This is a genomic window from Rhodococcus sp. P4_B6, from assembly GCF_056402215.1.
Genome location: NZ_JBFUHV010000011.1, coordinates 1 through 19,969 on the forward strand (window position 1 = coordinate 1; position 19,969 = coordinate 19,969).

Below are 19,969 nucleotides of genomic sequence, written 5' to 3' on the forward strand. Positions count from 1 at the left end.
GGGTGCGTCCTTCGTCACCTGAGAGACAGGGATGCTGGTGCAACTCGGTTCGCAATAGTCGCGCAGCAGGCATCTCCGATGCGAGTAACGCGAATGCGTCGTCGCACAGAGTTGTGTCTGTTTCGGTCGATACGTGGTCACGAACCTGGTCAAGCATGAGAGGAGTGCACCCATTCTTTCAGTGAGGACAGCGAGACTTGGTCAGATTTCGCATAAATCATTGGGCCGGCTTGAGCCCGTAGACGCGTTCCGCGTTTCCTGAGGCGATCATTGTCGCGAAGCGCTCTGCGTCAGCTGTGCTTACCCAGTCGTCCGCGATCCATTCGTCGAGGAACCGACCGAGTTCACGCCGCCATTGTTGAGCGCTGACAGCATAGTGTTCGGCAAGACCATACGCGTCTGAGGAGTAAAGGATCTTGCCGAAAGGCGCGATCTCCATGACGTGGCGGATTGCGGTACCACTGCTTGGTCCGAGATAGTGCGACACCAAGCCAACGTCGCAGTAGACGTGGGGAAAAAGTTGCGTGAGAATCGCCGCTTCGCGCACAAACGGGTAGCAGTGGAGAAGCATGAACTGCGCCCCGGTATTTCGGGTGGCAGTAAGGAATTTCGTCATTCGTGACGGGTCGGCCCGAAATAGTTGGACGTCCCCATCCCCGTATCCGGTATGCATCTGGATCGGGAGGCGTGTTTCGATTCCCTCCCACAACAGAAACTGCAACAAGACGGGTTCATCTATTCGGTAGCTACCCGAGGCCTCGCTGCGCCGCAACCACTCCCCCGCGGCGTAGCGGACCTCGGATTCTGTGGGCGGTTGTGGGGAGATGTCGAAGCCGTAGCGGTAGGCGATAATTGATTTCAGGCCCACGGCCCTGCGTGATTGTGTGTGCAAAGCCTCGCGGAAGTGTTCAGCGAAGCCCTCTGCTGTGCTGGTCGGGGCGACCTCTTCGGCGACGCGTTCGAGTCGCAGAATTTCATCGGCCGGCGTGCCGGTGATAGTTGTCATCTCTGCTGGTCCGCCGACGGGCGAGGCGGTGAATCCGGTATCAACCAGATACCGCGCTGTGCCAGTGGACGCCATGAGGCGGCGGTGCACCTGTTCATGCCCGAGTTCTCTTCGGCGGACGAGGTATTCGTCGAGTGGGGCGTTACGCTCGACTCCCAGCAGTGGCGCGCAAATTTTACGGACGGCCAGGCCGAATGGTGAGTCGAGGCTGTCGGTTCCTGCCGGGCCAGGCCAGTCCGATTCGGTTCCGAGGAGCCTGAACTCGTCGTCTGCCAGGTTTGTGGGCATTAGCCCGTGGCAGTGGTGGTCGATTAGTTGCAGCTCAGTGGTAATGCTCATGCGATCTGTCCTCGTTCGGTCCTTGTTTTCATGTGGCGGTAACCCGTTTACCGCCAGTATGTTCCGCGTTGTCACCGATGTCGATCGAACCTAGGAACCCGTGCGCTGAGGAATCCCTCCATCCGGGCTCTGCTCGGGCGAGCGCCCTTGCGGGTCGATTGGTAGTTCCGGTTCCAGTCCGAGTTCTTCGGCAAGAGAAACCCGCATGCGCTCGGCGGCCTTTCTAGCCACGACCGAGATTATGAGACCCACTGTTGCCCAGATTATTCCGAAGTTTGCGGGCAGGTTCCACGGGTTGCTTTGGTCCTTGATGTTGTACCACAGGACCACGGCGATGAACGCGATGCCGAGCGCTGGCAGCAGTACTCCAAGTAGAAGTGATCCTGCTCGATCGAGCGCCCGGAATCGTGCGCGGGTGACGAATGCAATGGCTGCGACTTCCGCGAGGAGGTAGGCCAGCATCAGGGCCACTGCACCGGCCGTGGCGAAGAGGATGTAGGCGTCAAGGGACGGGATGCCCGTGCCCAACGTGGGCCAACCGGTCGCCCAGACGGCCATGTTGGTGACTGCAACGACCGCCAAAACGAGCCACATTGCGGTGCGGGGTGTTCCACCGGGTCCATCGAGCCTGGCAAGGCGCTGTGGGCCGAAGCCGTCGCGAGCGAAGGCGAACAGGAGTCGCCCGGCGCTCGTCACCGAGGCGAGCAGGCAGGCGAATGCCGAAATGATCGCTGTGAAGATCAGGATCAGGCCGAAGGTGGTGCCGATGTAGCGCACCCCGAGGTCGCCGAGCGTGTTGCCTGAACTGGCGAAGGCTGCGATGCCCTCGGCGTCGGTTCCGAAGCCGATGGTCTGGGCGAACATGACGACGACGAACATCACACCGGTGAGCATCAGAGTGCCGGCGAGGGCGCGGGGGATGTTGCGGCGAGGGTTGTCGGTTTCTTCGCCGAGGGACGCGCACGCTTCGAACCCTGCCCAGGACAGGAACGCTGCGACAATTGCGGGGACGACCTGCGCGAATCCGACACCGCCGGAGAATGTGAAGACCGACCAGTCGATCCCAGTGTTTTCCGCCCCGCCTTTACCGAAGATGACGGCGACGAGAACGAGCATGAAGACGATGCCTAGGCCTTCGATGGCCATCAGGATGCGCCCGATGAGCTTGGTGTCCCGTCCGGCGAGGGCACCGGCGAGGATGAGTTCGACGAGGAGCACGGCGGACCAGGAGACCTGGGGTGGATGATCGCTACCACTGTAGAGGAAGGTAAGGAAGACGTTGGTGTAGTTCGATACCAGCGCTGCGATTCCGATGCTGAAGCCCAGGTATGCGCCGAGCATCGCAAAGCCGGCGAAGAATCCACTTCGGGGTCCGATGGTGACCCCGACCAGGGCGTAGACACTTCCGGCGTGATTGAGGTGCCGGGTAAGGCGGACGAATCCGTAGCCGATGAGTGAGATGCCGATCAGGCCAATCAGGAAGACGAGCGGAATACCCTTGCCGACGCCGGCTGCTACCCCTTGCCCGTTGCCGGACATGGCAAGCGTTGGCCCGACGGTCGCGAGCGAAAGGGCTGCGGCAACCCACAAGGGGAGGCGTGATTTCTGTTCGGGTTGGTCGTGCGTCATAGTTCATCCTCGATGAGAAGAGGCCCTGGTGGCGGGCCGTGGGATTGTCTCCCCCCGGGCTCGGTCAGAATGACCAGCAGTAGCGCACGCGTTCGGTGAGTTGCTCGAGATCAAGGTGGGCGAGTGCGTCGTGTTCATGACGCCGAACCGCCAGTGTGGTTTCGACAATCGAGTCTCCGAGGATCGATCGTGCGAGTTTCGAATGATCCAAGCGGTCGAGCCGGTGTTGCTGACTCTCGGAAAGTGAGGCGACTGTTCCTGGCGCGAGTGAGGCAGGGTCTACCGTGACTTCCGCGGGAAGTTCGGCGATATTCTGAATGCCATCAAATGCGAGGCCAAGCATGGCCGCGACGGACAGATACGGGTTCGACGACGGGTCAACGCATTTGAGCTCGATGTTCGCGCCGTGCGGGTTGGCGGGTGTCGCTGCGCATAGGCGCACCGCTGCCTCGCGATTCTCGAGGCCCCAGCATGCGTGCGCTCCGGACCAACGTCCGGGTTGCAATCGGTGGCTCGATAGAACGGACCCGGCGAAGATCGCCATCAGGTCGGGGAGCCCTGTGACGATTCCCGCGAGCGCTGCCGCTCCGTCCGATGTCAACCCATGCACTTCCGTGCCACCGGAGAGCAATGGTTGCCCATTGCGTGTCAGGGACATGTGCAGGTGTGCCCCATTTCCTGCACCTTCGGGTGTGGGCAACGGCGAGAAGGACACGCGTAACCCGTAGCGGCGCGCGACCCTGCCGATAACGATGCGTGCAAGTACGACATTGTCGGCTGCAGTGAGCGGATCGGCCGGCGGGAAGGAAATCTCGAACTGTCCGGCACCCGCCTCGGCATGGATCTGTTCGGTCATCAGGCCGACGTCGTTGAGGGCATGGGAGAGGTCGACGAGCATGTCGCTTTGCTCGAGCAGAGCGCGCAGACCATACGACTGCCACGAGTGTGGGTCGAGTTCGTCGTCCTCGGGGAACAACATGAACTCGAGTTCGGTTCCCACAAGTGCGTCGATACCAGAATCCGCGGCGGTGGCCTGCAGTTCTCGTAGGCGGCCGCGCGCACAGCAGTCCAAGGGCGCGCCGAACTGGTCGAACAACTCACCTGGTGCCCAGGCGACGGAATGGTCGAGAACCTTCAGCGCAGTCAGGTCGGCACGTACCCGCAGATCGCCAACCACTCCGAACTTGTCGGTGAGGGCGACGGCGTTGTCGATGCAGAAGACGGTCCACGTGGGCCCTGCTCCGATGCCAGACCGATGAAACGACAATGCGCGTGAGGCAGGAACGGCCTTTGCGTGCGCATATCCAGCTGCGTTGACGATCGACCCGATGACGAGTGCAGTACCGCTCCGCTCGAGCAGCGACATGCATTCGCGCTGGTCCTCATCGGCGAGTATCGGCATGGGATAGATGACGGGCATAGGGGTCCTCCAGAAGCGATCGGGACTGTGAACCGACCACCAAACGTGTAGTTTTTGTTTCACAGGAGCCGATATCGGCCTGCCGTGAAATACAAGTTACATCGATCACATCGATTGTGGAAGAGTTCAGGGGTGTCGACTTCGCGAAGCTGTGCCCGACAGCAGCCACCTGCAATGATGTTTTCGATGAATGCGAATCCGATACCTCCGGAGACGATCGCTCAGCGAGCACACGACCAGCTCAAGTCACTACGACTGGCAGAGCGACGAGTGGCCCGTGCATTGTTGGCCGATTACCCGAGCGCGGGACTGGGTACCGTTGCTGACCTCGCACGCAGTGCGTCAGTCAGCCCACCGACTGTTGTCCGCTTCGCTCAGAACCTGGGATTCGGTGGCTTCTCAGATCTGCAAGCGGAGCTGCGCGCCGAATTGACGCGTGATTCAAGCAGCCCGTTGTCGCGAGCCCGATGGCAGTCCGAGCCAGGATCCAATGCCGAGCTGCTCACCCAGAGGGCCGAGCAACTGTCGGAGATCGTGCTGACATCTCTCGCCGCCATTCCGGCCGCGGACCTCGATGCGGCGATCGATCTGATCGCGGACAGTTCGCGGTGGCTCTATCTCATAGGCGGCCGGTTCACCGGTGTGCTCGCCGAGTACCTCGCCCGCCACTTGGAGCAGATACGACCACGGGTGTGTCTGCTGCGGGACCCTTGGGGCGCCGATTTCGGCCGGATACTCGACACCAGCAAACGAGACGTCTTTGTACTTTGCGACGTGCAGCGTTACGAACAGAGCACGGTAAACCTCGCTTCGGAGGTAGAACGCCGTGGTGCAACATCCGTTCTGATCACCGACATCGAACAGTCACCTGCCAGTGCGCATTGCGACCTGGTTTTGCGCACCGCGGTGTCTTCACCATCGCCCTTCGACAGCCTGGCCAGTGCCTTCTTCCTAGCCGAGCTGCTCATGGTCCCGGTCATGGAGAAGCTCGGTGACACAGCGAAGGCCAGGATGGTGGTATGGGAGGGCAACAGAGGCCGCGAGCTCGTGCAGCCTGAATACGTCGAACTCGATCGACCCGAGACGCAGCCCCCTGGGCGGCCGAACGGCGCCATCCGCCGGCGCCCAGACGGTCACTCGGCCGTGAGTCGTTAGACGGTGCTCTCCAATAGAACTCGAACTGCCGGCCGGACTTCTCTGACGCCTCTCCCCTTGAGAGCCAGATAATCGTTTCAGCACAGGCCGAGCCAGCGGCAGTCCGGCCGCCGTTCACGAACTTCGGATCGAATGAGTCCACGTGGACCTTGGACGACCTGCCGCGTGCACACCATTACCGACATAAACTTATGGTTCGCTCGCACGACCGATCCTGATCTACCAAACTCTCGACCGGAGTGTGAACCAACACGCCCTCGCGATTAAGACTTAGCCTACCCTTAGCCTGGGTCCACCGACGCAGTGTGGGCGGGTGAGTTGGAACGGCGAGATGCCCTTGCGTGCTGTGGACTTCTCACAGAACCAGTTCGATCGATGCGAAGGGCATCTCTAGGGTGCAACTATCCGATACCCGGCCGGTAACCGCCGCGGCGTTGACCGCAATCTCCTCGCCTCGGTCGACCTGATTCCGGCGTTGGGGTTGGCCCAGGAAAGTGGGCTCGCTGACCTGGCAGACGAGCATGTGTCGGTGCCGACCGATAAGGGCTCGACTGCGGGCCGGAAGGTGTCCGCACTGGTGGCCGGGATGGTCTCCGGCGCCGGCACATCGACGACATGGCAGCGTTGCGGCACGGCGCCATGCCGACGGTCTTCGACCGCCCGTATGCCCCGTCGACGCTGGGCTCATTCTTGCGGTCGTTCACCTCCGGGCACGTCCGCCAACTCGACGCCGTAGCCACCCGCTTCCTGTGCGGCTTGGCCGAACGGACACCGCTGGTCGATGGCCCCGAACCAGCTGGGCGCGTATTCGTCGATCTCGATGCTCCCCCAAGCACTTCGTGCAGGGCGGTACCCCCACGATCGTGCCGGTGCACGGGCACGCCAAGCAGGGATCCGGTTACGGATATACGGGGGTCCGGGGGGTGAACGCGCTGATCGCCACCGCCACCAATGAGGGACGGGCACCGGTGATCGTCGGGCAGCGTCTGCGCCGCGGCGGAGCCGGTTCCCCGCGCGGGGCAGCGCGGATGGTCACCGACGCCGACGCCGCCGCCTGCACCCGCCGACACCGGGTGGGGTGTTGATGCGGGCCGATTCGGCGTTCTACGGACACAAGATGATGTCGGCGATCCCGCATGACGAGAACGCCGTCGGTTCGCCACGGTGATCCGTATCCGCGCCCACGAGAACCAAGACGAGCTCTCCTACGCGCATCGGGAGCGAGTCGACACCGCGGCGTCCGCCGCCCGCTGCGCAACTCGTCGAGCGAGGTTCAGACCGACAGCCGAGATCGAACCCGAAGACACTGCCGACTACCCCACCCACGTCCTACCGCCTGTACGCCGCCACGATCGGATGCCGAGGTGATCCACTCAGGTTCCAGCAAATGAACCAAGGTCATGACCTCGGTGGGCAGGACCGCCGACACTCAACGTCTGCTCTGGGTCGATCACCGACACCCACTGATCCAAACGACAACCACCGGATACCGCTACGGCCTCGGTCGCCGAGTTACCAACCTGCGGCCAGCCCGTCCTTGCGGTGATCCGACGCCGCCCGATAGACGCCGTTGAGGGGGCCGTCCCCAGCGGTCTGAGCTGGCCAATCACCCGCCTTCTCCGCCGTGTAGGCGATGGCCTGGAAGCCCCCCATGGAGGAAGATCCCGGCTTGGTCAGCTTGTGCCCCATACTGCGCAACTGGTCACCCGCGAGGTTGAACAGCTCTAGTTCCAGAGTGACTTCGTCAGTCCATTGGTTGTGATAGAACCGAGCAGCATCGCTAGCTGCCTGGGGGTTGTACCCAAGCGAGATCATCGAGAATGCCTCCATCGCCTGCGCCTGTGCCTGTTGATGGCCACCCATGTTGCCGAACGCAACAGCAGGTGGTCCGTCCTTATGGGTTATGAACCCCGGAATCAGGGTGTGGAATGGACGCTTGCGGCCTTCCACGGCGTTCGGAGAAGCAGGATCAAGATTGAACAGCGCTCCCCGATTGTGCAGAGGGAAACCGAAATTGGGTACTGTAAGTCCGGACCCAAATGAATCGTAGATGCTGTAGATGAAAGACGTCATATTGCCGAAACGGTCTGCGGTGGCAAGATAGACCGTATCGCCTGGGTTGGCGCCGCGCACTTCGGGGGGAGTGGCCTTGTCGAGATTGATGCGCTTACACAGATCGCGGGCAAAGTCAGCTGACAGCAGCTTCTGCATCGGCGGCTTGTTGAACTTCGGATCGCCGTTGTATCGATGCAGCTCACTGTATGCGAGCTTCTTGGCCTCGATCGCTATGTGAAAGTACTGAGGGTCGTGAGGGCCGATCTCGACGAGGTCTTTGCCGAGTGCCTGTGGTACTTGTCCAAGAATGTTGAGCATCAGCAGCATGCCGAATCCTTGGTTGGGCGGCGGAAGTTGGTGAACGTCAAAGTCCTGATGAGGGCTGCTGATGGTGTCCACCCACTCGCCGCGATACCCGGAGAGATCCTCTGCCGTGAGGGAGCCTCCGAGGCTTTGACTCTTTGCGAGAATCGCTTGTGCGATCTCGCCTGTGTAGAAGGCATCGCGACCGCCGCTCTGTATGGCTCGATAGGCACGGGCCAGATCTGGGTTGCGGACGACGCTGTAAAGCGGCGGCGCGGAACCGTCGCGCAGGAATGTCTTCGTCGAATCCGGGTCCTTCGCTAGGACCTCAGCCCTATCCGCCCATTGTGATCGAATAAGCTCGGTCACTCCGAAGCCTTCCTCGGCGATCTCCACGGCTGGCGCGAGAGCGACGTCGAATCCCCTGCTGCCGAAGCGCTTGAGTAATTGATCCCAACCATCGACGGCCCCGGGCACCGTAACGGTGTCGATCCCTACGAGGGGGAAACCCGTATTGGGGGTGAAGCCCCGCTGGCGGAAATAGTCCACCGACCACGCCTGCGGCGACCATCCGGCACTGGTGAGGCCGTATAGTTTACGACTCTTGGCGTCGTAGTGGATGGCGAAGGAATCACCGCCGATACCCGCACTGTTGGGCTCCACCACACCGAGTACCGCTGCGGTCGCGATCGCGGCATCGGCCGAATTTCCGCCTTCCTGGAGGATCTTCAAGCCTGCCTGGGCTGCCAGCGGCTGGCTAGTGGCCACCACCCCCCGTCGGGCCACGATCTCGGAACGTGATTGGCCCGACCACCCCGTCATCCGGCTGCCGCGGACGGCAGTTATGGATGCTCCTGGGCCTGGCTGCTCAGCCGTGGGAATACCGAGCGGCCCGCCCCGTATTGTGTCAGCCTCAGGCACAATCGGTTTCGTCGTATCTGCATTGGGCGTCGGCTTCGTGTCTTCGCCTGCGCATCCCGCCGCGAGAGCCGCGGTGCCGAGGAAGGCTGATGTGCCGACGATCATTTGCCGGCGTGAAAAATTCATGAAGAAAGAATATCAATGGATACCGGCGACGCATTTGACAGAATGTTGCATAAGATGTTCAAAACGACCAACAAAACAACGGTTGAATGCGGGGAAGCGAACTGGCCAAGGCTGCATTGGCTTGCCTCGACGTCCGCCGACGACCCAGCAATCCATCAGAGGCGTCGTCTACTAACACTTTCCGGGGCGCATGTTGAGCCGCACCGGTGACTCCGCATTGAGCACCAGCTGATGTTGGTCACTCTTTTGTGGGATGATCAACGACGCGCGACAGCCTTATTCTGTCGGGGAATCAGTACCTAGGACTGCACAGAGTGACGGACCCCGACTCGGACAGGTCGCAGGTCACTTGTAGTCCGTCGAGTCCGGCCTCCTCGGCGGTCCGGGGGCTCGGCGGTCGCCGATCTAGGTCACGTCGGCGGCCAGATCGTCCATCAGTTCGATGAAGTCATCGTATGCGGTGCGACACGCGGACGAACAGTGGCCAACAGTGGCGGCGAGATGCGGCGAGAATTGCGTCGAGTGTCGCCGGCTGGGTCAGCGCGCAGGACGGGATGCGGCATTCACGTCGAAGCCAAGTAGCGGCGCAGCACGCGAATGTCGCTGTTGCAAAGGATCTCGTCGGTGATGGTGTCCGTCAAACACGCCAGATCCTCCGCCGTGATGACGTGGGTTCCCTGTGGCCGATGAGCGTGACTTCGTCACCGACGTTCACCGGTTCGTTCCCGCAGTCGATCTGCATTTGGTCAATGGCGATAGTGCCGATTATCGGAGGTCGTCGACCACCGATAAACACTCCCCCTCTGTTGGGCAAGCATCGTGGACGCATTTGCTGACCGTCGTGCACGGGCATCGAGCGGAATTTCCACACTTTCATCCAAGCTTCGTTCGAACAAGTCCTAGCAGAACAGGCTGCCGGGGTGCGAAGTGAGCAGGCTTTCGTTACGGCAGCTTGCCGGCATCCGCTCGATTTCCGAGATCGAGTGATTGAGCAGGACCATGCTGCCCAGATTCGGTATCCACACCACGTCGACGTCCATGTCGAGCGGGTTGATGTTCGAGGAGCCTTCGCATTTTGGCGGGCGGAGACGCCTCAATCGTCGCCGCTTCGACCATCGGCAGGACGATGTAGACCCGGCGCCTGCAGGCGGGTGATGATTTCGCGAATTCATCCACCTGTCCCAGCAGCGGCAGGATGCTTGGCGCCGGGCCGCTGTCTGATTTTGCCGCGATGAATCCGAGCGGCAGCGCACGGTCGAGATCGTGCAGCTTTATGGCCAGTTCATGGGCGGTCGGGCACAGTGCCGATGATGACGGCATGGCGTTCGTTGCAGATCATCCGCGGGTACAAACGGACGAACAGGTGCAAGGGCAGAATACTTTGCTTCCTAGACAAAACCCTCCACGGGCCAGACGATGATCAATTGCCGCGAAAACAGCGCGCTGGTCTGGGTCGCGAAAGCGATGCTTATCAGCAATCCCAGATGAATCAGCCAGCCAGCGAGCAGGCGGCTCAGCCCGACCAGCAGGCCGTGGCGCTGTGATAGACCTGCACCAGGCTGTAGACCGGCAGTGAACCGCGCACCGTGAGTGCACCTGGCGTTCGATGCCGAGTCTGCGAGCCTGTTCTTCCAGAGACCCGCGAATCGGGCCAATGGAACTAACTCTTCACCGACTCCTGGAGACGAAAACCGCAGGCCACCTATTCCGCCCGGCCACCCCCGGCCCGACCCAAAAGACCCAGTGGAACAATCCGACACACAGGTACTCGCGGGGCGGCAGAGCTTGAGGTCCACTCGAACGTGGCGGTGGGTGGGATCCAATTGGCGATGCTGTCTCTGACATCGACGGGTAGGAACGGCAGCATCATGGCTGCGCGGTGGACGTGTCCGAATTCTAATCGCCAACTCCAGATCGGTGACATGATCGGGAACTCGACCTGGCGACGATTCCTCCTCCCCTGGCATGTTGGTCACCGGCGCGTGTATGTGATGAAGCCGATTGCGGTGGCCCGCTGTCGGGAACGCTGGACACGCGCTTTCAGAGCCACTACTCGGATGGCGCGGCGCTGGCTACCAATTGCATCCCGTCCAGCAGTGGTATCCATCCCCCACCGTTGACGGTGAAATGCGAGTTCGTTCCGGCGGTCGCAGTGTCAGCGCGCCCGCAGGATGTCGCGCGGATGCGCACCAGCCATTGGGAGTTCGACCGCTGCTATGCCGATACCGCCGCGGAGTCCCGGATGTGTTCGCCGGGAAGGGCCCAGCCAACCTAACCTGCGTCATTCGGGCGATGGCCCCGACCGGGCCGAAAATGCAAGCCTGGTCGGGATGCACATCGCGGTGCCACTACTTTGAGGTTGCCCCTTGAAGGTGGACACCGGATTTCATGCGGCGACTGACAGCGTAGACGACGCGATCAGTCGTTGTTCGAACTCCACCGGGGTGAGGTATCCGAGGGCGGAGTGACGGCGATTCTCTGGGGGTCCCGGCCTGAAGTGGCTGTCGGCGCCCAGCGTTCCCGCTGGTCGTATGGCTGATCGTTGAAGAATATGGTGCGCAACAGGTGTAGTGCAAGGGCTTCGGGCGGCGTGTCAGCCGTTTTGCCGTGAGGCGTTGAGTTTTGTCATGAGTTCGCGGTTGGCGGCGCGGGCGGCGGCGAGGTCTTGATCGCGTTCTTCGAGTTGCAGCCGGAGGTCGATGATTTGTTGTTCGAGGGTGACGATGCGTGTGTGGAGCTCGTCGATGTCGGTGGGTGCGCCGAGTCCGCTTGCTCGCCAGATCTGTTCGCCGAGTTGGTCGGACAGGCGTGTCTCGAGTTGTTGGGTGCGGGCGGCCATGCGGGTGCAGCGTTGCTGGGCTGCGAGCAGGTCGGCCTGCAGCGAGGCGCGGGTGACCGCGGGTCCGGTGCCGGGTTTGTCGGGTGGTTGGGTTTCGGCGGCGTGGATGCGTTCGAGTAGGTCGCGGTGGCGGTATATGAATGTGCGGTCGACTCCGGCGCGGCGGGCGATGTTGGTGACGCCGAGTTCGTCGCCGGCGGCGACCGCGGCGTCGAGGGCGTTGAGGACGCGTTGGCGTCGTCTGGTGGAGTCGGCTCGGCGTCCGTCGATCATCGCGCTGGTGGTGGTGTTGGTGCTCATGTGGTTCGCTCCGGTCGCAGGTCGGGCAGGGTTTGGTGGGTGCGGGGCATGCCGAGCATGGTGGAGCGGTGGCGATGCACGACGGTGACGGCGTGCTCGATCTGCTCTCGCTGTTCTGCGGTGAGTTCGTCGAAACCGGCATCGATGCGGGCGATCAGGCGGCGGATGCGTCGGATTTCTTCGTCCGAGGGCATCGCTTCGGCGCGTGCCCAGTGGTCGAGTTCTGTGGTGGCGAGCAGGCGTTCGCGGGTGCGCAGCAGGTCGTCCAGGTAGGCGTGCAGGTCGGGAAGGTAGGACACGTCGGTGCGGAAGTGGTCGCAGCCGGCGCAGCGGAACCGAAACGGGCAGGCGCCGCCGCCGGCTTTGACGTTGGACGGTTCGGCGCAGACCCCGAACGGGACGGCGACCTCGCCGACGGCGCGGCGAGCATGCTCGGAGTCCAGTAGCGCCTGGGCTTGCCGCCAGATGCGGTTGCCGTGCCGATCGAACTGCATCGCGGTGACCCGGTCGACGGCCTCGCGGCGCCGGGTCTCGCCGACGCGGTAGTAGCCGCCGGTCGTTTCGAGTTTGCGGTGCGACATCAGCTCGCGCAGCACTTCGACGGACACGCCGGCATCGGCGTGGCGTTGGGCGAAGCTGTGTCGGTAGGCGTAGAGCACGACCTTGCTTTTGTCGTATTCGACGCCGTCAGCGGTGCGCAGCACCGGCATCCGGTCGACCCAGGTGCGGTGGGCGAACGCGAGGGAAAACCCGGTGATCGCGCGCCCCCCTCCGGGATTGCGGCGGTCGGTGGGCAGCAGCGTCAGCTCGCCCACCGGTGTGTCCGGGTAGCGTGCCCGCACCCGCTTCTGCTGGGCGACGATCACGGCCGCGGTCGGCTCGCCGATCGGCAGCCGGCGGTCGGGTCGGTTGGCTTTGTGGTTGTCGTAGATCAGCACGGCCATTCCGAGGTCGTCGCGGGTCAGGCAGTCGAAGTCCAGTGTGCAGATCTCTTCGGGGCGGCGGCCGGTGTCGATGGCCAGCTCGATGGCGGTGCGCATCTCCGGCGAGGTCAGCCGATCCAGCTGTGCGCAGAGCTGGGCCATGATCTCCGGCGGCAGATCCCGATTCGGTTCGCCGGGTTCGGGTTCGGCGGGGACGTCGGCGACGGTGATCGTGAAGTCCTCGCCCAGGCCGGCGGCCAGCCCGCCGGGGCGGGTCAGCCCCATGGTCCGGATCCGGGTCAGCACGGCGCGGACCTCGCGGCAGGCCCGGATGCGGGCGTCGCCGCTGATCTGCCCGACCGATTCTCGGTAGGCCAGCCGGTGCAGGAACGCCTCCATCTCGGCGCGGCCCAACGCCGCCGGGTGATCGCCGCGGTCCTCGCGCATCCGCAGCGACTCCGACAGCCGTGCCAGGCAGCCGATGTGGTGGCGCACCGCCAGGCCGGCGCTGGTGCGGCGACCCGACCGGACGCGTCGTTTCGGCAGGTCGTCGGCGGCCCATCGTTTGGCGGACTCCCGCAGCCATGACTGGCTGATGCCGGTGAACGACAGGGTGCCGCTTTGCCCGAACACCCTCAGATCCCAGTCATCTTTGGCGACTTCGGTTTCCGGGGTCGACAGGGCCCGGCGGGCATGACCGATCAGGCAGTGGGCCAGCCCGGCGAATTCCAGGTCGCGGTCGTCGTCGGGAAGGTAGTCGGTCAGCGAGCTCAGCCGCCGGCGGCGGACATCGTTGCAGAGCGCCCGCAGCACCGCCTCGCGGGTCTTGACGGCGTTGATCCGGCAGCGCTGCTGCAGGCCCACCAGCAGTTCGGCGACGACCAGCGGCGGCAGTCCACGCAGACTGACCTCGCCGCCGCGCCCGATCGCCGGTGAGATGGCCCGCCACCCGGCTTCGTCCAGGTCCGGGTCGTGTGTCCGGGCGGTGCGCAGCCGCTGCTGGTGCGCACCGCAGTAGAGCCCGTCGGGGTGGCGGCGCTGCCGGGTGCAGGCGTCGACCGCGCACAAAGCCAGCGGCGAAAGCGGTTTCGCCTGCCGGTGGGTAAGAAACTGCTCGACCCCGACGCCCGGCAACGCGCGCCGCTGTTCCTCGTGAACCGAGCACAGCCCCGACCGCGCCGACATCGCGTCCCGCGCGCAACCGCCGACCAGGCAGGCATCCGGCCCGCGACCCGACCGCCGGTGACCACGCGCCGGTAGTGCGCCGATCTCATGCTCACCGAGCCCGTGTTCGGCCAGCCGGCGACGGCACGAGGCGCAGATCCTCGACCCTGCCGGCGCGGTCGCCGAGCAGTCCGCGGCCCGGCAGACGGGCCGGCCCAGCAGCGGATGCTCCGGCGCGAACGACAGCACTCGCCGCGCCGGGTCCCATCCGGCCTCGGTCAGAAAGACCGGGTCGATCACCGCGGCGATTGCCGCGACAAGCCGGTCGATCCTGGTGTCGGCAAACACGTGCGCCCCGCCGATGGTGACCGCGGCCGCCCCCGCCGCCTCGACGGTGCTCACCGGTCGGTCCCAGCCAGCTCGCGGGGGCTGTGGACCCGGTCGACGGCCTCACGCAGCCGAGCCGGGTCGGGGTGCACGTAGACCTGCGACGACCTCATCGAGGCGTGCCCGAGCAGAGCCGCGATCTCGTCGAGGCTGCTGCCCGCATCGGCCAGGTTACTGCCGAACACGTGCCGCAGCCGATGCGGAGTCACATGCTCGATCCCGGCCCGCCGCGAGCACGCGGTGATCACCTCGTTGATCGCGTCCGGGCGCATCGGAGCGCCGATCGGCTCCCGAAACAGGTTGACCAGCAAGAAATCCGACTCGGCTGCCCGCGGCACCGCACACCGCTCGAACGCGTAGCCGTCGACAGCCTGCACCCCCAGAAAGTCCAGCGGCACCACCCGCTGTCGGCGAGACTTGGCCCACGCCCCGTTCGGATTGTCCCGGCGCACCACATGCAGATGCGCCCGCGGTATCCCGCAGCCCAGCAGACGCGAGTCGACCAGTAGATGCACATCCGAGCGCCGCAACCCGACCAGTTCACCGCGGCGCAAACCGGCCCGCGCCATCAGCAGCACGATCAACCGGTCCCGCGCCGACCGGCAGGCCCGCAGCAGCGCCACGATCTCGGCGTCGCCGGCCCGGTCCACCACCGTCTCCGGCTCGTGCAGCCGGTGCCGCGCCCGCAACCGCCAGGCCAGCCGATGATCCTCACCGCGGGCCTGCGCCGGAACGTCACGGTCGTCGGCCAGCTCGTAGATCAACGACATCAGCTCGCCCGGTGCCTGCCCGGCCGCCACCGCGTGTGCGACGAATCCCCGCACCGCGGTCAGCACGGCGTTGATCCGCCGAGGCCCGCGCACCGGCTCCGCACCGGGGCCGGCCAGCACCTGCCCACCCGCCACCACCTCGACGCCACTGACCTGCGGTCCGGCGTGCCGTAGCCACGTGATGAACAACCCCAGCGCCGCCACCCCGTCATGCCAGTGCCGGCCGGTGCGAGCGCACCACCGCAGGAACAACGCGATCCCGCCCGCATACGACCTGGTGGTCAATTCCGAGCCGTCGCGGCCGAACCGGACATGCCGCAAGAACGCGTCCGCCTCGTCCACCACGGCCAGGTCCTCGTCGAGCACCGTCCAATACCGCACCCCGGACGGCAACCTCACCGGAAACGCCCGCATCCTGATCTCCTCTCGTGGCAGGCATCTGTAGGACTACCAGCCACGAGCACCACAACCCGGGAGATCTGTTGCAAACCGGTCCGTGTCGCGGGACCTATGCAACGTCACACAACAACCCGGCTGACCCCAGAGAACGGCGACGTCGATTGAAGTACGAGAGCCACTCGAACAGCTCCAGCCGTGCCTGCGACTTCGACGTCCAACTCCGTCCGTGCAGCCACTCCCTCTTGAGTCCTTGGAAGAACGRCTCGGCGAGAGCATTATCGTAACTCGAGCCGACCCGTCCCCGACTCTGCTGGATCCCATGACGGCGKCATACATCGACGAAAGCTGCTGCGGTGTACTGGGCGGGCTCAACCGGTCGATGCAACACCTCGATCACGGAGGTGTGCGATGGGATGGGGCAGCAAGCAGATGTTTCGGGCGCCGGTGGGTGCCAGGCGGCAGTGGGCGGCGGACAGGGCATTGCGACCTCCGATGCGTTCACCGGGCCGGCCGGAGCCCTCTCGTGCGGTGCAGCGGGACTTCTGGCGGCGGATCGCATCGGGAGTGACGACGGTCGAGGCCGCGGAGGCCGTCGGCGTGTCGTGGCCGGTCGGGTGCCGTTGGTTCCGCCACGCTGGCGGCATGCCGCCGATCAGCCTGGACGAGCCCACGGGCCGCTACCTGTCGTTCGCCGAGCGTGAGGAGATCGCACTGCTGCGCGCCCAGGATGTCGGCGTGCGCGACATCGCTCGTCGGATCGGACGTGACCCGGGAACGATCTCACGCGAACTGCGCCGCAACGCAGCGACCCGGGGCGGCAAGCCGGTCTACCGGGCACTGGTGGCGCAGTGGAAAGCGCAACAGGCCGCGAAGCGCCCGAAGACGGCGAAGCTCGTGGACAACGACAGGTTGCGAAAATACGTGCAGGAGCGGCTCTCCGGCAGCGTCCGCCGACCCGACGGCACGATCGTCCGCGGGCCGCAGACGCCCGCGTGGAAGGGACTGAACAAGCCGCATCGGCAGGACAGGCCATGGGCGACGGTGTGGAGCCGAAGAACAGATCTCGCACCGGCTCAGGATCGACTTCCCCGATGATGAGTCCATGCGCATCAGCCATGAGGCGATCTACCAATCGTTGTTCATCGAGGGCCGTGGCGCGCTCAAACGGGAGCTGGTCGCGTGCCTGCACACCGGGCGGGCGCTGCGGGTCCCCCGAGCGCGGTCGCAGAACAAACCGCAAGGGCATGTCACCGAGGACGTCGTGATCAGCGAACGCCCCGCCGAAGCCGCCAATCGCGCCGTCCCGGGGCACTGGGAGGGGGATCTGATCATCGGAACCGGCCGGTCCGCAATCGGCACGCTCGTCGAGCGCAGCAGCCGATCGACGATTCTCGTGCACCTGCCTCGGCTGGAGGGTTGGGGCGAGAAGCCACCCGTGAAGAATGGTCCTTCCCTCGGCGGCTATGGCGCCGTCGCGATGAACGCCGCGCTGACGACATCGATGACCACCCTCCCCGAGCAGCTCCGCAAGACCCTCACCTGGGACCGCGGGAAGGAACTCTCCGGTCATGCCCAGTTCGCCCTCGATACCGGCACGAAAGTGTTCTTCGCCGACCCGCACTCACCCTGGCAACGACCGACGAACGAGAACACGAACGGCCTGCTGCGCCAGTACTTCCCGAAGGGAACCGATCTGTCCAGGTGGTCCGCCGAGGACCTCGAAGCCGTCGCCCTGGCGATCAATAACCGGCCCCGCAAGATCCACGACTGGCGAACCCCGGCCGAGGTCTTCGCCGAGCAGCTATGCTCACTGCAACAGCCAGGTGTTGCGACGACCGATTGAATCCGCCCTGTGWTCCGCGGTCACTGTGGAAGATGACGCCACCGACGTCACCACCKCGGGTGCGCACYGCCATCTCGATCGCGTCCGTGACGAGATCGGTGCGCATGTGGTCGGCGATGGACCAGCCCACCACCCGGCGTGAGCAGATGTCGATCACCGTGGCCAAGAACAACCACGAGGATCCCACSGGGATGTAGGTGATGTCCCCACACCATTTGGTATCGACAGCCGTAGCGGTGAAGTCTCGCATCACCAGATCCGGCACCGACGGAGCCGACTTGTCCGCGATRGTCGTGCGCTTGCTGCGGCGCAGGTGCCGGCCGACCACGTGGTGGATTCGCATCAGCCGGGTCACCCGTTTGCGGTTGATCTTGCGTCCGCGGGAGCGGAGWTCGGCGTGAACGCGCGGGGCGCCGTAGGCGCTGCGGTGCTCGGCATGGATGGCGCGGATCTCGGCGACTGTCGCAGCCTCCTCCGCCGCGTGCTCGGCGCGAGCATCCTCGGTGGCCAGGTGCCGGTAGTAACCGGAGCGGGAGGTTCCCAGCACCCGGCACAGCCGCTGCACGCCGAACTCGGCGCGATGGTCGGAGATGAAGTCCCAGCGGCGGGTCTTCACTTCACCTCTTTGATGCTTCTATGTCAAGCCGCCGCCGAAAGCGATGATTCCGASGCGTTTCCGGTCGCGGACTCGTGGRCGCGCAGGACCTGAAACACCCGGTCGGAAACACGTCGGCGGAGCAGGCGCACTGCTTCCCGCTTCGTCTTCCCGGCTGCCTGCAACTTGGYCACGTAGTCCTTGCCCGGCCCGCCGCGRGCGACCTGCGTAGTGGCGATCGCGTGCAGCGCGGCGTTCACGGCACGGTTGCCACCGCGATTGAGGCGGACCCGCTCGTGGGCCGACCAGACCGGGATCGGGGCGGTGCCGTTGAACTTCGCGTAGGCATCTTTCGAGTGGAACCGTCGAGCGTCGGCTGTCTCGCCGATGATGACCGCGGCGGAGAGGACTCCGCASCCGGGTATCGCGAGCAGCGACGGCGCGATCCGCCGAACGCGGTCACGGATCTGGCGCTCGAGATCGTTGACCTGCTCGGTCAGCTGCCGGCACCGGTCGAGGAGTTCGCCCGCGATCTGGGCGACCACACCGGTGAACGCGGTCAACCGTTCGGCGAGCTCGTCCATGACGCGATACCGCCGGATCCCCCGCACGGGAATCACCAATTCGGGGTCCAGTTCGTGCAGGTGCCAGCGAAGCCTGTTGATGAGTTTCGTTCTCTCGCAGACCAAGTTGCGTCGGTGATCGGACAGGAGCTTGACCTCCCTGGTGGATTCGTCCAGTYGGGCGATCGGCAGATTCTCCTCACGCAGCGCGGCCATCGCCACGGCGTGGGCGTCGATGGGGTCGGATTTTCCCGGCTGGCGGGCGCTGCGCCGGYGCAGGGCCATCAACTGGGTCTTGACCCGGACCACCGCGTGGCCCCGGGACAGCAGATCCGATTCGAGCCGCCGAGTCACRTGGCGGCAGTCCTCGAGCGCGAACTGCACCTGCGGCCACTGGGCGGCCCACTCGATCGCCGACAGATGMCCCTCGGTGGTGGCCTTGACGGTCCGCTGCCCGACCTGWCGGCCGATGTCGTCGACCGCGACGAGGGTGTGGGTGGATTTGTGGGCGTCGACTCCGATCACGATCAACTGGCGACTCCAATCCGGTTGACGGGCTGTAGGCGTCGGATCGGTGCGTTCGCGGGCAGGCCTCAATCGGGCATCAGCGGCAGGCTTCTATCAAGCCACACGAACGACCCTCCGGGCCCGGTGGGACCGCACATCAAGACAAGCCACCAGGCCGTGGACCGGGGCAGCAAAATACCGAGCGAATCCCACCGGACCTCTCCAGGATGACATTGACGCGAAATACGCGGCTGCCCGGCGCAGGATGTCGCGTTCGRGCTGCCATTCCTTCTCGGCACCGCGTAACCGGGCGTTCTCTGCCCGCAGCCGCGCGAGCTCGTCCGCTTGGGTTTCCCCACCGGCGGTGCTGCGGGCCTCCTGGCGTCCATTGCGGGCGGTGTCCTTGCGGACCCACGTCCGTAGCGTTTCGCCACTGATGCCCAGGTCCGCGGCGACCGCCGCGTATGTGCGCTGGCCGTCGGCCGCGCGGTACAGCGCGATCGCGTCTTTCCGGAATTTCTCCGTGTACAGAGACTGGCGTCCCACTTCGACATCCCTCCTGGCTCTACTAGAACCATTGTCAGGGGTGTCCACTCCAAGGGGGCAGCCTCACTTCGGGTGTTCGCGGTCCAATACTCTTGCGGACACATCCGCAAAGGTGGGCCATCCGCCGACAATCGTCGGTTCACCGGCGGATGGCCCACGGAAGACAGATCCCCCAACAG

Annotated in this window: 11 protein-coding genes and 5 pseudogenes; 3 read left to right on the plus strand and 13 right to left on the minus strand. The window is 64.5% G+C overall.

Features of this window, described 5'->3' with window-relative positions:
• Positions 1 to 217: 217 nt before the first annotated feature.
• The 3 genes from AC1DWT_RS07490 to AC1DWT_RS07500 all read right to left on the minus strand — a co-directional run bounded on the left by AC1DWT_RS07490 (position 218) and on the right by AC1DWT_RS07500 (position 4,151).
• Positions 218 to 1,345, minus strand: a complete 1,128-nt coding sequence (locus tag AC1DWT_RS07490) for an amidohydrolase family protein (RefSeq protein ID WP_477920095.1) — start codon at positions 1,343 to 1,345, stop codon at positions 218 to 220.
• A gap of 90 nt (positions 1,346 to 1,435) precedes the next feature.
• On the minus strand, positions 1,436 to 2,974 hold the full coding sequence (locus AC1DWT_RS07495) for an APC family permease (protein WP_477920096.1): 1,539 nt from the start codon (positions 2,972 to 2,974) through the stop codon (positions 1,436 to 1,438).
• 64 nt (positions 2,975 to 3,038) lie between these two features.
• Entirely contained in the window at positions 3,039 to 4,151 is a 1,113-nt protein-coding gene (locus tag AC1DWT_RS07500; RefSeq protein ID WP_477920097.1) for a type I glutamate--ammonia ligase, read from the minus strand.
• Positions 4,152 to 4,568: 417 nt separating this feature from the next.
• On the opposite strand from AC1DWT_RS07500, the gene AC1DWT_RS07505 reads away from it, so the two are divergent.
• Complete coding sequence (locus tag AC1DWT_RS07505; RefSeq protein ID WP_477920098.1) at positions 4,569 to 5,549, plus strand: MurR/RpiR family transcriptional regulator; 981 nt, start codon at positions 4,569 to 4,571, stop codon at positions 5,547 to 5,549.
• Between the two features lie 395 nt (positions 5,550 to 5,944).
• Positions 5,945 to 6,678: pseudogene (locus AC1DWT_RS07510) on the plus strand (transposase family protein); the annotation flags it as partial.
• A gap of 383 nt (positions 6,679 to 7,061) precedes the next feature.
• On the opposite strand, the gene AC1DWT_RS07515 reads toward AC1DWT_RS07510, so the two are convergent.
• The 7 genes and pseudogenes from AC1DWT_RS07515 to AC1DWT_RS07545 all read right to left on the minus strand — a co-directional run.
• The gene (locus AC1DWT_RS07515) at positions 7,062 to 8,954 is read right to left on the minus strand and encodes a gamma-glutamyltransferase family protein (protein ID WP_477920099.1); all 1,893 of its coding nucleotides are present in this window, start codon (positions 8,952 to 8,954) and stop codon (positions 7,062 to 7,064) included.
• 637 nt (positions 8,955 to 9,591) lie between these two features.
• Positions 9,592 to 9,831, minus strand: a complete 240-nt coding sequence (locus AC1DWT_RS07520) for an alanine racemase C-terminal domain-containing protein (RefSeq protein WP_477920100.1) — start codon at positions 9,829 to 9,831, stop codon at positions 9,592 to 9,594.
• Positions 9,832 to 9,896: 65 nt separating this feature from the next.
• Entirely contained in the window at positions 9,897 to 10,274 is a 378-nt protein-coding gene (locus tag AC1DWT_RS07525) for a hypothetical protein (protein ID WP_477920101.1), read from the minus strand.
• 1,273 nt (positions 10,275 to 11,547) lie between these two features.
• Positions 11,548 to 12,093, minus strand: a complete 546-nt coding sequence (locus AC1DWT_RS07530) for a DUF6262 family protein (RefSeq protein WP_477920102.1) — start codon at positions 12,091 to 12,093, stop codon at positions 11,548 to 11,550.
• Positions 12,090 to 14,582, minus strand: coding sequence for a tyrosine-type recombinase/integrase (locus tag AC1DWT_RS07535; protein ID WP_477920103.1), 2,493 nt, complete (start codon positions 14,580 to 14,582; stop codon positions 12,090 to 12,092). The genes AC1DWT_RS07530 and AC1DWT_RS07535 overlap by 4 nt, the downstream gene beginning before the upstream one ends.
• Entirely contained in the window at positions 14,579 to 15,751 is a 1,173-nt protein-coding gene (locus AC1DWT_RS07540; protein ID WP_477920104.1) for a tyrosine-type recombinase/integrase, read from the minus strand. Before AC1DWT_RS07540 ends, AC1DWT_RS07535 begins: the two co-directional genes overlap by 4 nt.
• Before the next feature lie 133 nt (positions 15,752 to 15,884).
• Positions 15,885 to 16,100 (minus strand): annotated as a pseudogene (locus AC1DWT_RS07545) (integrase core domain-containing protein); the annotation flags it as partial.
• Between the two features lie 65 nt (positions 16,101 to 16,165).
• Between AC1DWT_RS07545 and AC1DWT_RS07550 the strand changes: the two are divergent.
• Positions 16,166 to 17,579 (plus strand): annotated as a pseudogene (locus AC1DWT_RS07550) (IS30 family transposase).
• On the opposite strand, the pseudogene AC1DWT_RS07555 reads toward AC1DWT_RS07550, so the two are convergent.
• From AC1DWT_RS07555 to AC1DWT_RS07565, 3 genes and pseudogenes are all read right to left on the minus strand, one after another.
• Positions 17,476 to 18,201 (minus strand): annotated as a pseudogene (locus AC1DWT_RS07555) (IS3 family transposase); the annotation flags it as partial. The pseudogenes AC1DWT_RS07550 and AC1DWT_RS07555 overlap by 104 nt on opposite strands.
• 17 nt (positions 18,202 to 18,218) lie before the next feature.
• Complete coding sequence (locus AC1DWT_RS07560) at positions 18,219 to 19,268, minus strand: IS110 family RNA-guided transposase (protein ID WP_477920105.1); 1,050 nt, start codon at positions 19,266 to 19,268, stop codon at positions 18,219 to 18,221.
• 214 nt (positions 19,269 to 19,482) lie between these two features.
• Positions 19,483 to 19,790 (minus strand): annotated as a pseudogene (locus tag AC1DWT_RS07565) (transposase); the annotation flags it as partial.
• Positions 19,791 to 19,969: the final 179 nt, after the last annotated feature.